Source organism: Zhongshania aquimaris (assembly GCF_019312595.1).
GTDB classification, from domain to species: domain Bacteria; phylum Pseudomonadota; class Gammaproteobacteria; order Pseudomonadales; family Spongiibacteraceae; genus Spongiibacter; species Spongiibacter aquimaris.
On record NZ_JAHWDQ010000004.1, the window covers coordinates 279672 to 294632 of the forward strand.

At 49.1% G+C, this 14961-nt stretch carries 11 protein-coding genes; 1 reads left to right on the forward strand and 10 read right to left on the reverse strand.

Annotation, left to right across the window (positions count from 1 at the left end; translation table 11 throughout):
• Position 1: 1 nt before the first annotated feature.
• Positions 2 to 2332, reverse strand: a complete 2331-nt coding sequence (locus tag KXJ70_RS15660) for a TonB-dependent receptor (protein ID WP_219044470.1) — start codon at positions 2330 to 2332, stop codon at positions 2 to 4.
• Positions 2333 to 2450: 118 nt separating this feature from the next.
• Between KXJ70_RS15660 and KXJ70_RS15665 the strand changes: the two genes are divergently transcribed.
• Positions 2451 to 3068, forward strand: coding sequence for a TetR/AcrR family transcriptional regulator (locus KXJ70_RS15665; RefSeq protein ID WP_219044471.1), 618 nt, complete (start codon positions 2451 to 2453; stop codon positions 3066 to 3068).
• Between the two features lie 888 nt (positions 3069 to 3956).
• Here KXJ70_RS15665 and glk read toward each other — a convergent pair.
• The 9 genes from glk to KXJ70_RS15710 form a co-directional block, all read right to left on the reverse strand.
• Positions 3957 to 4922, reverse strand: coding sequence for a glucokinase (glk, locus tag KXJ70_RS15670; protein ID WP_219044472.1), 966 nt, complete (start codon positions 4920 to 4922; stop codon positions 3957 to 3959).
• Between the two features lie 52 nt (positions 4923 to 4974).
• Positions 4975 to 5673 carry a 6-phosphogluconolactonase gene (gene pgl, locus KXJ70_RS15675; protein WP_219044473.1) on the reverse strand — a complete coding sequence of 233 codons (699 nt, stop codon included), beginning with the start codon at positions 5671 to 5673 and terminating at the stop codon, positions 4975 to 4977.
• Complete coding sequence (zwf, locus tag KXJ70_RS15680) at positions 5666 to 7123, reverse strand: glucose-6-phosphate dehydrogenase (RefSeq protein WP_219044474.1); 1458 nt, start codon at positions 7121 to 7123, stop codon at positions 5666 to 5668. Before zwf ends, pgl begins: the two co-directional genes overlap by 8 nt.
• Positions 7120 to 7782 (reverse strand): bifunctional 4-hydroxy-2-oxoglutarate aldolase/2-dehydro-3-deoxy-phosphogluconate aldolase, encoded by a 663-nt coding sequence (locus tag KXJ70_RS15685; protein ID WP_219044475.1) that lies wholly within the window; start codon positions 7780 to 7782, stop codon positions 7120 to 7122. Before KXJ70_RS15685 ends, zwf begins: the two co-directional genes overlap by 4 nt.
• A gap of 3 nt (positions 7783 to 7785) precedes the next feature.
• Positions 7786 to 9612 carry a phosphogluconate dehydratase gene (gene edd / locus KXJ70_RS15690; protein WP_219044476.1) on the reverse strand — a complete coding sequence of 609 codons (1827 nt, stop codon included), beginning with the start codon at positions 9610 to 9612 and terminating at the stop codon, positions 7786 to 7788.
• Positions 9613 to 9700: 88 nt separating this feature from the next.
• Positions 9701 to 10615, reverse strand: coding sequence for an SDR family oxidoreductase (locus KXJ70_RS15695; RefSeq protein ID WP_219044477.1), 915 nt, complete (start codon positions 10613 to 10615; stop codon positions 9701 to 9703).
• Between the two features lie 134 nt (positions 10616 to 10749).
• On the reverse strand, positions 10750 to 12228 hold the full coding sequence (locus KXJ70_RS15700; RefSeq protein ID WP_219044478.1) for an AMP-binding protein: 1479 nt from the start codon (positions 12226 to 12228) through the stop codon (positions 10750 to 10752).
• Positions 12229 to 12277: 49 nt separating this feature from the next.
• Positions 12278 to 13186, reverse strand: coding sequence for an alpha/beta hydrolase (locus KXJ70_RS15705; RefSeq protein WP_219044479.1), 909 nt, complete (start codon positions 13184 to 13186; stop codon positions 12278 to 12280).
• Positions 13187 to 13264: 78 nt separating this feature from the next.
• A complete protein-coding gene (locus tag KXJ70_RS15710; RefSeq protein ID WP_219044480.1) occupies positions 13265 to 14953 on the reverse strand; it encodes an AMP-binding protein in 1689 nt (562 codons plus the stop codon).
• Positions 14954 to 14961: the final 8 nt, after the last annotated feature.

The following is a 14961-nucleotide window of genomic DNA, read 5'->3' on the forward strand; positions in this document are numbered from 1 at the left end:
CTCAGTAGTCGTAGCTGAAGCGCATTCCCAAAGTACGGGGACGCATCATCGCGGATTGAGGAAATGGTAGTGAACGTGCAACGACAATTCTGTCATCGAAAAGATTCTGAGCAAATAATTGCGCGCGCCAGTTCATGCCTTCGATACCAATAGCTGCCTTGGTGATTTCATAGCTATCAAGGGGAATGCCTGTCGGCACGTCTTCGGTCTGGAACACTGTGAGCTGCGAATCTACGAAGGTGTAACCGAGACTGACTTCAGCCAATAGGTCGCTCCACAATGGGCGGGTGTAGTTAATACCAAGGTTCCAAGTAAGTTCTGGCTTATTAGGCAGCTCGGACCCCTTCTTGGCGTTGTTTGCCGGCTCAGGTTTTACCACCTCACCGGAGTTGTATCCCACCCCTAAGGTCAGCGTGAGGCTATCAACGGGCTTGTACATCACTGATAACTCAGCCCCTCTAACCACTGCATCGCCGCCGGTACCAAGGTAGCCAAAAGGCACACCGCCTACCGCACCCAAACGAGCTTCGCCAATGACCAAGCCTTGGAAATCATCCCAGTCGATTTGATAAATCCCGAAGTTTGCAATTAAGCGATTATCAAGCCAGGCCGTTTTTGCACCAATCTCCTGATTAAGGACGAAGTCAGGGCGAACATTCGGTGGACCCGCATCTAAAACCGCGAACAAGTTTGGGGTTCCAGAGCGGAAGCCTTTGCTGACGGTCGCGTACACCATGGCATCATCATTGACGTACCACGCCAGAGAAAGTTTTGGCAGCCAGTCTCGGGTTGTTAACTCGCCAGCGAAAAAGATATTTACTTCACCGGTTTCAGGATCAACATTCTCCGGATCGGTAGCAAAGAGTATCGCCTCTACACCATAGACATAGGTGTCCTGAAAAAACGCGACGCTGTCTTCAAACCAACGCAAGCCCGCCGTCAGTTCTAATTTCGCCTCAATGATCTCCCAGGAAACTTCACCATATACCGCGGTTTGTTTGAAGGGTTCTTCACCGTAACCATCTTCTTGCAAACCTGACAGTGCGAGGAAATCAGGACCCAAAAGTAATTCGAGAAGTCCCAGTGGGTCATCCGGCGCAAATTCTTCATACTTCTCCTGATCGAATTTTTGAACGCGATCGCGATAAAATGCGCCCACCACCCAATCAATACGCTCATCGCCTTTCGACACCAGACGGAACTCTTGTGAGAATGACTCAAGCTCAGTTAATACATGGGTATAACCATTGGGAAATACACTTGGGCCGGTCGCAACCGCACCGCCACTATTATCGGACACCGTGACATCCACGATACCCTGCAAAATGGGAATGCGACGCTGTGAATCCCGATTTGTATTAAACCAGGAGCTCACCGAAGTAAGACCCGCGAAGCCCAGATCCATTCGCGCCGTCAAAGAATGGACATCAAATTCTGTCTCGGCAAACTGATTCTCAATGCGGGAATTAACCAGGTCATCTTCACTACCTTCATCGACAACTGGAAGCTGGTCACGATTGCTGTAATCGAGCAAATACATGTATTCCAATTCCAGCCAATCCAGTGGCTTGAACAAAACAATAGCCCGCAAGGAGTGCCGATTTTCGTCGTCAGGATCTTCTAGGCCTAACTCGCTGTAGGTCACAAAACCCGAATCGAAACCGCTACTGGCGACAATTCTTGCGGCGAGCTTATCCTGGATAATTGGAATATTGATCGCACCACGCACATCCCAGTTCAGGTCGCTAGCTTCGGCAGTTTCTGACACCGTCGTCGCCACCTTAAACTCCAGCTCCTGCATATTGGGCGGCATCATGATCATCTTGATCGCGCCCCCCATCGAACCCTCGCCATACAGCGTACCCTGCGGGCCTTTTAAAACTTCTACGCGCTGCAGATCAAAAATATTCAGATCAGGAAACACGCCAGAACCTTGAATCGCGACATCATTGAAATACACGCCGGCAATAGGAGAACCATCGGCATAGCCAATATCCAGGGTATTCATGTTCGATATTCCGCGAATGGCGATATTGGCCTTGCCAACCCCGGACTTTTGCAGCGACACACTCGGTACATCACGGAGATAATCTTCCATGCTGGACACGCCATTCTTATCAAGCTGTTCGCCGCCGAACACCTGAATACCGCCCACCACATCCTGAACATCTTGCTCTCGAAAGGAAGCCGTAACGAGAATCTCCTCCATCTTACTGCCAGACTTCTTTTTGTCAGCTTCTGCCATCGATGCGGTCAATGCCACTAAGGCAAGCAACACCAGGGACCGACTACGGGGGTTAAAGCAGGCCGCCAGCCTAGAAAAATTACTCATGAATTCACCTTCTTTGGGATACTTCGGCAATACTATTATTTTTGTTTAGAAATACATTTTGTATTATTATATATCTCGTATTACCATGGTGGTCAAGCCCATTTTGGATAGCAGATCAATGAACAAGCCGGAACGCCGCCCGCGAATATCCCGAGAACAGCAAAAAGCCTTAAGATTTGAAGAGCTTACCAATGCTGCGTGGACACTTTTTTGCGAGAAGGGCTATGAATCACTGACCATCGACGAAGTCGCGGAATACGCCGGCTATTCCCGAATGCCCATTTATTCGCTGTTTGGAGACAAGCAGAACCTGTTTTTCCATGTATGGAAAAAGATCTCTCTTGAACTAATGGGCATCCTGCTGAAGGGCTGTAAAGAAGGAGCGACACTAAACGAAAACCTGCGCCAGCTCGCAGAGAACCTATTGCAAGACCAGGCAAATAAGGACTCTCACGGTGCGTCGATTTTCTATGTCGTCCAGTCGATAGGTATTTCGCGCCCCGATATTCAGGAAAAGCTGCGAGACTTGGCAGAGATTCACCTGCAGGGCATAAAGACAATGATTTCTTATTCGGCTCTCGAGCCCGGCCAAACCCTGCGCTCCGACCCCGAGATTATCGCGCTAAACCTGATTGCGATGATTAATGGTTCTTCGACGGTTGAATTCCAAACTCGACGGCACTTTCAGGACGCGGACTACCTCCACACCCTTTACAAGGCTATGGCGCTTAATTAACTCATCACCAAATGCCAGGATTAAATAATTATCCATTAAAAGCCGAGTATCCATATTTCGCTATTAAAATATGGATGGTTGTAATCGGTGAAATAATGATTAAGGATGCTACGAAATACTGCCGAGAGCTGATTTTCGATACGCCGATCAAAACATCCGTCAATATATTAATCCACAAGAGAAGTCGCAAAACAGAAAGCGTCTTAGTAGGATTTTTCTCTAGCTTCGCTTCATAACGCCTTATCCGTTCAGGCAAACGATTAGTTGCTCACCGCTGACTGAAACGTCGAGTGATCCAAAATACAATCATCCCTGACAACAGACCGGCTAGATTGGCATAGAGAATGGCCAAAGGTAAGGGCCAAATAAAGCCGCTAATCCATACCAGGCCTGGATGAAATCCAATTAAATAAGCAGTGAAAAAGGCAATAAAATAAAGAAGCGGACCGAACGCCCCGAGCTCCTCAATATCTGCGCGCAGCTGGCTGATGTCAGCGAAGTAGCTAAATGCTCCATGCCACCAAAAAGTAAATATCAAAACTAGCAGTAACATAACTATCAGAATTTTCGCATAGACACCGTTCCAATTTTTTAATTATTAGAGTGGATCACTATGGTCGGCCTTAAGGCGCGAAGCCTCGTGGTCCGTCGTATAAATATGCTGAGCTGAGCATTACCAGAGTTAAGGAATCCGTGATGAATTACACAAAGCTTTTCTCGTAAATGTCGAAATCTCAACATTCGCTTCAATAAATAATTAAACCTATAATCAAAAGATAAGTAGCGAGATAAACAGCGCTCTTTTAAGCCTACATTCTCCGAAGCTAAACTTCTGCCAGCACTTCGAACTATTCTCGAAAAGCTTCTATTTTGAGAATGACTGGCCAGCTACAAACTCGCAGCTGCACCATATAGCCCTAGGTTTTCTTTCACTACCAAGCGCACAGGAATGGTATTTAGATATTCCCTAAAGCGGCCTTTGGCTTCAAAGCGGTAGTTGAATTCACTTGCCACCAGCAGATCAGCAAAACGCGGAACGATACCGCCAGCAATGTAGATTCCGCCTTTCGCACCCAAGGTCAGAGCTAGGTCTCCCGCTACCGAACCCAGAAGCCGGAAGAACACCTGCATAGTTCGCACCGCCAAGGTATCGGTGCCCACTCGCGCAGCCTGTGTAATCTCTTCGGGTGTTTTCCAATGTCCTTCGCGATGAGCCAGTTCGGCAAGACAGCGATAGATATTAACGATGCCGCTACCCGACAATAAGCGTTCCACCGATACGCGCCCAAATTGTGCGGTAAGCTTTTCAAGAATCGCAATTTCATGCGGATCTACCGGCGCAAAATCGACGTGACCACCTTCACCTTCAATCACCTTATAGTCCTCACCAAGAGGAATTAAGGTGCTCACACCAAGCCCAGTACCGGGACCAAGTATGGCTATCGGTTTATCTCTAAATGCTTCTCCAGGGTGTATTTCAAGCCAATCTTCAAGCTTGAGATTGGAAACCGCATAGCCTACCGCTGTGAAATCATTGATTAATTTAGTTGGCGCATTGCCAAGAAATTTTGACACCAACAAACGATCAACCTGCCAGGGACTGTTAGTAAAACTCAATAGATCGCCATCTATAGGACACGCCACTGCGAGACAGACATGCATTGGATAAGGGTGCCATAACCCAAGACCAATCACATCATCAACAAAATGTGATAAGGCCTCTTCGAACCTCTGATGTTCGACTACTCTATATGATTTTACAAAGGCAAGCTCTTCCTCAGCTTGATCGTAAACGCCAAATCGGGCATTTGTGCCGCCGATGTCAGCAACCAGCATCCAAGGTTTAGTTTCCATTGTGATACGCCATGTTTAAAAATAAATTATTTATCACACTCGATGCTCGTAATTATTCAGCCCAGTACAAAGCTATTGGATTTATCGCTTCGTAAATTAGTGCACTAATGGGCATTTTTCGCGGGGAGAATCCATCGCAAGCCGTTTCAAAGACAGCTCGTTTTTCCACACCAGTAATGTGAACAATGACTTTACGACTATTTAACAACCTAGCGAGAGTCATGCTAATTCTTTGGTGTGGTGCAACTAAAGGCATCACCCCAATAAAAGACTGCCTAGATTTTATATTTAATCCCTCTTGTAACGACGGAGTATTTGGGAATAATGAAGCCGTATGACCGTCAGCTCCCATACCCAAAATCAGAACATCAATCTCACCGATTTCAGCAAAGCTATTTTGCAGGCCTTCGATGGCATCGTCTGGATCTAGATCCTCTGTTTTCAATGACAGAAAACTGGCGTGAGCTGCCTGATTGACCAAAAGGTGTTCTTTAACAAGTCTTGCGTTGCTATCTTGATGATGCTCACTAAGCCAACGATCATCAGCTAAAGTTACTAGAACTCGTTTCCAATCCAAATGCTGCTTAGAGAGCAATCCAAAAAAACCTAAGGGCGTAGTCCCTCCCGAAACAACCAGTGTCGCGTTACCCCGAATCGCAATAGCTTCTATTAATAGTTCTGAAACATGTTGAGCTAAAGCCTGATCAAGCTGTTCACGGGTCTGAAATTCCTGCTTACTTAATTTAGACATTCCAGGCCCTGCCGTCTTTCTCTATAATTAATTCTGCTTTGGCCGGGCCCCAGGAGCCTGCGTGATAGGGTTTTATTTTTACATTTTGCCTGCCACAAGCTTGGGTGATGACATCACACCAGACCCAGGATTCTTCGATTTCCTCACGCCCCACAAAAAGTGACTGGTCACCCTGAATGACGTCGATGAACAGTCGCTCATATGCGTCGGGAATGCGATCTAAATCAGACGACCCCAAAAAGTCTAAATTTAAGGTTTGGCGAACCAGGGCCATTTTGCTCTTCAAGGTATTTTGTTTGGACACCATTTGCATTTCGATGCCCTCGTTGGGCTGAAGGCGAATCACCAAACGGTTCTGTGTGTCTTCGCTGCCTGAGAAAATATTATGGGGCAGACTTTTATAAGTGATCACAATTTCCGTCAGCTTCTCAGGCATCCGCTTACCAGTACGCAGGTAAAAGGGCACCCCCGCCCAGCGCCAATTGTCGATATGGGCTTTGATGGCCACAAAGGTTTCGGTATCACTTTCCTTTAACTCGCAACCTTCTTCCTGCAGGTAACCCGGCACCGCATTACCCTGATGCCAACCTGCCGAGTACTGTCCCCGCACAACACTTTGGGCAACATTGCTATCGTCGATCCGGCGCAGTGCGCGCAGGATTTTAACCTTCTCTTCTCGAATCGCCTCTGCGGTCATCGCATTCGGCGGCTCCATGGCCACCAGACACAAGAGCTGCATCAGGTGGTTCTGCACCATATCGCGCAGTTGGCCGTAGCGGTCATAGTAGGACCAGCGCCCTTCAATCCCCACGGTTTCCGCGACGGTAATCTGAACGTGATCAATACAGCCTTGATCCCACTGGGTATTGATGAAGCGATTGGCAAAGCGCAGCACCAGCAGGTTTTGCACCGTCTCCTTGCCGAGGTAGTGATCGATTCGGTAGGTGTTTTCTTCAGTGAAGTACTGAGCCACGATTTCATTAACCTGCTTACAGCTTGCAAGGTCGTGACCAATCGGTTTTTCCAGAACAATACGGCTGCTGGGGAAAAGACACTGGCTGCTATCAAGGTGGGTACAGATCTGATCAAACAATCCCGGCGGTGTCGCGAGATAGTAAATGGCCGTGCGATCTTTGCTAACCCAATCCGCCAAGGCTTGGTAATACCTGCGCTCTGCAAAATCCAAAACTAAATAATCACAGCGCGCTGAGAACGACATCCAGGTGTCTTCCGACCAGCGGTCAGCACCTATCGCGGGCTGCACTCGCGCTTTAAGATGAAGTAAAAAGTCATCGAGACCCTGCTCCGGTCGCGCCACCCCAAGGATGCGCGTACCTTCCGGCAGAAGGTCGCAGTGGTGCAAATGGTATAGCGCGGGAAAAAGTTTGCGTGCAGACAAGTCGCCCATGGCACCAAAAATAATCAGGTCGGAACCGGCTTCTATACTCATTTATTATGTCCTTCCCTAATCGCCGCAACTCGCAGGCAAGCTTCCCGCGCCAGCGCCGTGATGGCTGTCCAATTTCCCTCTCTGACCATGTCATCGGGGGTTAGCCAGGAACCGCCAACACTCAATACCGAGGGCACTGCAAGATAGTCTGCAATATTGTGTAAGCCGATACCGCCTGTCGGGCAAAAAGATATATCCGGGAACGGACCACCGAAGGCCTTTAATGACTTTGCACCGCCCGACGATTCCGCCGGAAAAAATTTAAGAACCTTGAGCCCCGCTTCAGCGCAGACCATCAGTTCCGACGCGCTTGAAATTCCCGGCAGGAAAGGCACCGGGGACTGGCAGCCTTCACTGAGTAAGCGGGGCGTTGTACCTGGCGTAATGATGAACTCACTGCCCGCCTTTATCGCCTCATCAAGACCACGCAGATTGGTTACAGTGCCAGCGCCAACAATCACACCCTCAAGCTCATCCTTAATCCGACGGATTGCCGGTAGGCCATGAGGCGTGCGCAGGGTGATTTCCAGCACCGGTAGACCACCATCGCGCAAAGCCATCGCTAAAGGGATGGCCGAATCAAGATTATGGATAGCAATGACGGGAACGACCGGCGCCTGACGTAAAAGGTGTTTTATCACACTAGTGTGATCTGGCATGGATTAAGCCCCTGTGAGTGAAAAGATTGACGCGCCTTGTTCCGGCGTCGATACCGTTGTTCTGAAGTTCTGGAATAATTCTCGGCCGATGCCCCTGCCTGAGACTTCCTCCGCACGCGCTGGTGTTCTTTTACTCAGCACGTCGGGATCAACCAGGCATTCCAGTGTGCCCGTTGTCGCGTCAAGACGAATAATGTCTCCGTCTTGCACATAGGCCAGCATGCCGCCCGTAGACGCTTCCGGTGAGATATGAATCGCCGCCGGCACTTTGCCAGACGCGCCCGACATACGCCCATCAGTAACCAGGGCAACGCGATACCCTTTATCCTGCAACGCCCCAAGAATGGGAGTCAGCTTGTGCAGTTCCGGCATGCCGTTGGCCGCCGGCCCCTGGAAGCGAACCACTACCACGCAATCCCGATTGAGATCGCCCGCGTCGAAGCGAGCCTGAAGAGTGTGCTGGCTCGCAACAACCACCGCAGGCGCTTCAACGATGCGATGAGCGGCATCGACGGCAGATACTTTAATCACGCCGCGGCCGAGATTGCCTTTAAGCAAACGCAAGCCACCTTCATTGTCGAAGGGAGTTTGAATACTCGCCAATACTTGCGTATCCAGGCTTTCCTCAACGCAAGGCTGCCACTCGAGTTGATCGTCGATTAGCTTTGGCTCAAGGGTAAAATCAGCAAACGATTTGCCCCACATAACTTCAGCATCACCATGCATCAATCCGGCTTTTAGCAGTGTAGAAAACAAATAACCCGTGCCACCCGCCGCATGAAAGTGATTAATGTCTGCCTGACCATTGGGATAGATGCGGGCTAACAATGGCACTACCGCGGAAAGATCATCAAAGTCATCCCAGTTGATCAGAATGCCGGCGGCCTGCGCGATGGCGATCAAATGGATGCTGTGATTGGTCGAACCGCCGGAGGAGAGCAGCGCGACTATCGCATTGACGATGGCGCGCTCATCAACGACCTCGCCTAAGGACCTGGGACTCGGAGTCTGCTGGGTAATACGTGTGATGTGTTGTGCGGCTTCGCGGGTCAACGCGTCTCGCAACGAGGTATTCGGGTTCACAAAGGAACTGCCGGGAAGCTGCAGGCCCATCGCTTCCATCATCACTTGATTGCTATTGGCAGTGCCATAAAATGTGCAGGTACCAGCAGAGTGGTACGACGCGGACTCGGCTTCCAGCAATTCTGCGCGACTGGCTTTGCCTTCGGCAAACAACTGCCTCACCCGCGCCTTTTCTTTATTGGGAATGCCCGACGGCATAGGTCCCGCAGGCACAAACATCATCGGCAGATGACCAAAACGCAAGGCGCCAATAAGAAGCCCCGGCACAATCTTGTCGCAAATCCCAAGGCAGAGCACACCGTCAAACATATGATGGGACAAGGCAACAGCCGTACTCAGCGCAATCACGTCGCGACTAAAAAGGCTGAGCTCCATCCCCGCCTGCCCCTGAGTCACCCCATCGCACATGGCGGGCACACCACCGGCAACCTGAGCCGTGGAACCCACTTCACGGATCGCGGCTTTAAGTCGTTCAGGGTAATCTGCATAGGGCTGATGGGCAGACAGCATGTCATTGTAGGACGTGACGATACCGATATTAGACGCCTCCATAAGGCGAATTCGGTCCTTGTCGGTGGGCTCGCAGGCGGCAAAGCCATGGGCCAAATTGCCGCAGCTTAAATGCTGACGTGTGGGCCGTGTACCGCAGTTATCGTCCAGCTGCGCCAGGTAGTCGCGCCGCGACGACGCGCTGCGCTGAATAATTCTTTGCGTAACGCCTGCGATTTCACTAGTGACGCTATGCATACAATGCAATCCTTAAATATGTTCAATTAACGCAAAAATGAATAATTCCAATAGGAACGTATCCACTCGGTGGCGTAGTACCCGCTAACTATAGCGAAGGTTCAATACCTAGATTATTGAAGACAGGCAACAAAGTGTCTTGGATCGTCTGGGGGTACTCGGAGTCCGTGAAATCAATGATATCGGCCCAAGCTGCGACTACAGCCTCTGCACCTAACGGTGCTTGTGGATCAAATTTGACGCCACGACTTCGTTCCCAACGCAATTTAGCAATCCAGCCGGCACCGACCTCAAATAACTCTCCTGTTTCCGCCTGTTGCTCAGAGGCCAATTTGACTACGAGCGGCGTTACAAGCTCCGGCTTCAAGCCTGCAATCACCTCGGCCGGAAGTATAGCTTCGGTAAGGCGAGAAGCTGCAACCGGAGCAATACAATTGACCTTAATATTCTTTGGCGCTCCCTCAATGGCCAAGGTTCTAGTGAAGCCATACAGTCCGAGCTTAGCACTACTATAATTTGCTTGACCGAAATTGCCGTAAATACCTGCCCCAGACGCGGTATTTATAATTCGTCCATAGCCCTGTTCGCGCATATACGGCCATGCTGCGTGGGTAACTTTGTAACTACCGAAGGTATGAACTCGATGGATGAGTTCCCAGTCCTGATCAGTCATTTTTTGAAAACTGGTATCCCTCAAAATTCCAGCATTATTGATAACCACGTCCACCCGGCCAAAGTGTTCAACGGCGGTTTGAACAATGGCTTCGCCTTGTTCTACAGAGTCACAGTTGGCAACAGCAATACCACCTAGTGCGATAATCTCATCAACCACTTGCTCGGCCGCTTTTACGCAATTGCCTTCACCGTGACCACTACCACCCAAATCATTGACCACAACCTTTGCGCCACGACGTGCAAATTCGAGGGCATGGGAGCGGCCCAAGCCCGCTCCAGCGCCGGTAACTATGACAACACGATTATCAAACCGGATTTGCTCTGACATATTAGAAATCACTTACTTGAGTTTAATTTTGAAAAAAACACTTCAATTCATACAAATAGTCATTCACTTTCTGAAAATTCGACGACACTACAGCTATGAAAAACTACGTATTGCCGAGTCCACAAAGCAATCAACTATCCTCCGCGCTCATCGCGAAGTTTGCTTCTGCGAATTTTCCCCGCCTCATCCCGAGGTAAAGCTTCCAATATTTCGTAACTTTTCGGCGCTTTATAAAGCGACAAATTAGCCTTCACATAGACACTTAGCTCTTCAAAACTAGGTGCATCCTCACCCGCAATTGTCTGAATTACCGCGTGTACACGGCGCCCGAGATCATCATCCTTTAAACCAATAACAACGACATCAGCAACTCCCGGCATTTGCAAAATAACTGATTCAACTTCTGCAGGATAAATATTTGCACCTCCCGAAATAATGAGGTCTGTCCTGCGGTCTGTGAGAAATAGATAGCCCTCATCATCAACGTAACCCAAGTCACCAACACTGGCGAAGTCGTCCTCAAGAGTTTCCAAAGGCTTAGCGCCGAGATAGCAGTATTGCGCGCCACCTTTTGCAAAGCGGGTAAATATCTCACCAACCTCATTGCAAGGCAGCTGACGACGTTTCTCATCCAAAATTCTGATTTCAGTATTAAATCCCCGGCCCACACTACCTTTGCGCTCCAACCATTCGGAACCCGTAATCACCGCGATGCCGGTGTTCTCCGTCGCCGCCCAAAGTTCATAAAGTTTTTCAGCACCGATCTTTTCGAGCCAAATCTGCTTAACCCATTCCGGACAAGGAGCCGCCATATGCCAAACACGCTTGATACTGGCAAAGTTACACTTCTGAAAAAATTCAGATCGAGCCATTCTCAGCATCATCGTAGGTACCACGCTGACAATAGTCGGCGCCAACTCATGAATGGCATTCAAACAGCGATCAGCATCAAACTTTTCATTGATGATTGCAGTTGCTCCTGCAAACAAAGCAATTTGCGTAAATAAAAAAGCTTGATTGTGATATAACGGCCCCGGAGAATAGAAGACGTCCTCACTAGCAATACCCATTAATAAAGCAAACGGATGGCTTTCTGGCGGAAAATAGAACGCCAGAGGAGAGACAATCAATTTAGGCGTTCCCGTGGAACCGCCGGACGCAATCGCCTTAAATGGCTGTGGAATCGCATCTGGCAGTGATGAATCTAGATAGCGATCAGAATTCTGAATTTGGCGCATTTCATCGCGACTTATACCCGAAAGTGCCTCGACATCACTGAAAATAGCCACTGGGCTAGCCAGCTGAATCATTGCATCTCTCTCAGAATCCGGAAGACGATAGGCCAGTGGCATTGGACAAGCACCCAATTTGTAGATCGCCAACGTCGCGACAACATGCTCTAGGCAATTCGGGAAATGAATAGCAACAAACTTGCCTGGCACAACATCATATTCCGACAACCGGCGCGCTACCCTATTAGCCCAACGCTCCAACTGGCCAGTCGTAAGTAAGTCATGACTGCCATCCTGCTTAATAAAGATCAGGGCGGTTTTGTCGGGATGCAGGCTAGCAAGTTGAGTAAGCCTTGCCCCAGGGGTAAGTTCTTGGGTCACTAAGTTTTCTCCAGTTGGCACTATATCAAACGGCAGTTATTAGAAATTTTTATCTATTTTTCGCAACATCGCGCTCAAGCATGCGCCCAATGTCATCGTATATATTTTTTATTTTACGCAGACTGTATGGCAACACGAGAAACCCGTGAGGCATACCCAAGTAACGCTTCAGTGTTACAGGAACACCAGCTTCGACAAGCCGCATTCCATAGGCTTCACCGTCGTCGCAAACAGGATCTATTTCAGCGGTCATCACAAATGCAGGCGGACAATCGCTTAAATCAACTCGCAGGTATGGAGAAGCATCGGGGTTAAGCTGATCCAGCTCGGGATTGGCCAAGTATTGCTCTTTGCACCACTGTGCCGATTCGGTAGTAAGCCCCAAGGCCTTCGCATGACGCTGGTACGATGGAAACGGCATAGAAAAATCTGTCACTGGGAATACCAGTACTTGGTAACGCAATCTAGCGCGGAGCCTTTGAGCAATAACAGCCGCCAAATTTCCTCCCGCGCTCTCACCCATAATCAACACTCGAGAGGGATCGCATCCCAAACTTGCCGCATTGTCCAGTATCCAAATAGTTGCGGCTTCTGCGTCCTGCAATCCGGCAGGAAATTTGTGCTCCGGAGCTAATCTGTAGTCAACAGCACTGACCGCAAACCCGGTGACATGAGAAAGTTGACGGCAAACCGCATCGTGCGTATCTAGATTGCCCATACACCAGCCTCCGCCATGCAAGAATACAATCATTCCCAAAGATTCAACATCGGATGGGTAATAGACTCTAATGGGAATCGGCCCAGCTAAACCTTCGACCGACATATCTTCCACTCGGCTCAGCTCAAGTTTAGGCTGCGATTGCGCGTACTCAATGCTAAAGCTTCGAAGCGCGTCTACGCTAACAGTGTCAATATCGACATTCGGTGGAATGTACGGGGCTATTTCGGGATCAATCACTGTAAATCTCCGTATATTATTTTAATCCAATCGCGGTGTTAAATAGATATTCGTCAAAGGTTTTCACGAGTCGTGATATCAAACTTCAAGTCTTTGCTCATCGAGCATTTCAGACATGGCTTCGCGCATTTTAAATTTCTGCATCTTTCCCGTAACCGTCATAGGATAGTCGTCGACGAACTGAACATAGCGAGGCACCTTAAAGTGGGCGATCTTCCCCTTACACCAGGCCCGCAACTCTTCGCTATCCATGCCCTCTCCATTTTTCAATTTAACCCAAACACACACTTCCTCTCCCATTCGCTCATCAGGAATACCAAACACTTGAGCCTCCTGAATTTTCGGATGGGTATAAAGAAACTCTTCGATCTCACGCGGGTAAATATTTTCGCCGCCCCGAATCACCATGTCCTTGGTTCGTCCGACAATACGTACATAGCCATCTTCGTCCATAACACCGATATCACCAGAGTGCAGCCAACCGCCAGTATCGATGGTTTCGCGAGTTTTCTCTTCATCATTCCAATAGCCACGCATCACCGAATAACCACGGGTACATACCTCGCCCTTTTCCCCAACCTCTACTACCCTACCGTCGTCATCAGCTATTTTTACTTCAATTCGTGGAACGGCCCGCCCAACAGTCTCGATTCGGTTGCGCAATGAATCCTCGGGCTTGGTGATCAGATTGATTGGACTGAGTTCGGTCTGCCCATAAGCAATTAAGATATTTTCCATATTCATATCTGATATCACCCGCCGCATGACTTGTTCTGGACATGTCGCACCAGCCATCACACCGGTACGCAGACTTGAGAGGTTAAAGCTGGAAAAGCTAGGATGATCTAGCTCGGCAATAAACATGGTAGGGACGCCGTGCAATACCGTGCACTTCTCTTCCTGCACCGCTTCTAATGTGGATACCGGATCGAAAGCTAACTCTGGAAAAACCGCCGCGGCTCCACTGGTGACGCAGGTGAGATTGCCCAGCACCATACCAAAACAGTGATAGAGCGGAACAGGAATACACAAGCGATCATGCTCGTTCAGAGACATGGCACGTCCGACCAGGTTGCCGTTGTTAAGAATATTGCAATGGGTCAGCGTGGCTCCCTTTGGCCGCCCAGTAGTGCCACTCGTAAACTGAATATTAATTGGATCATCTGGGCGCAAATCTTGCGCCAGCGTCAACAAACGATGAGACTCAACCTCACCACCCATCCCACATACAGCGGGGAAGTTAAGCATACCGTCCGTAAGCTCTGTCCCCATACGAATTATCATGTCGAGATGCGGCAATTTTTCGATCTTTAGCGCACAGGCATCACCTGATTTAATTTCGGGGCCGAGCTCATTGAGCATATCCAGATAGTTACTGGATTTAAAGCTCTCGGCGGTGACAAGCACACGACACTCTACTTTATTCAGGGCGTACTCAAGTTCGAAAAGCCTATAAGCAGGGTTAACGCACACCATGATGGCGCCGATTTTAGCCGTCGCGAATTGGGTAACACACCATTCAAAACTATTAGGCCCCCAAATACCCACTCGATCGCCGGGTTGAATACCAAGAGCTAATAGACCTTTCGCAAGGCGATCAACTTCATATCGGTACTCTCGATAACTCCAGCGGACGTTCTGGTGCCGCACTATCAACGCATCTTCATCCGGAAACCGATCTGCTACTTGATTGAAATAATTCCCAATTGTGTCGTAAATTAACGGTTGGTCTGCATCCCCACAACTGTAGCTTTTACTTAACTTCATATTATTGA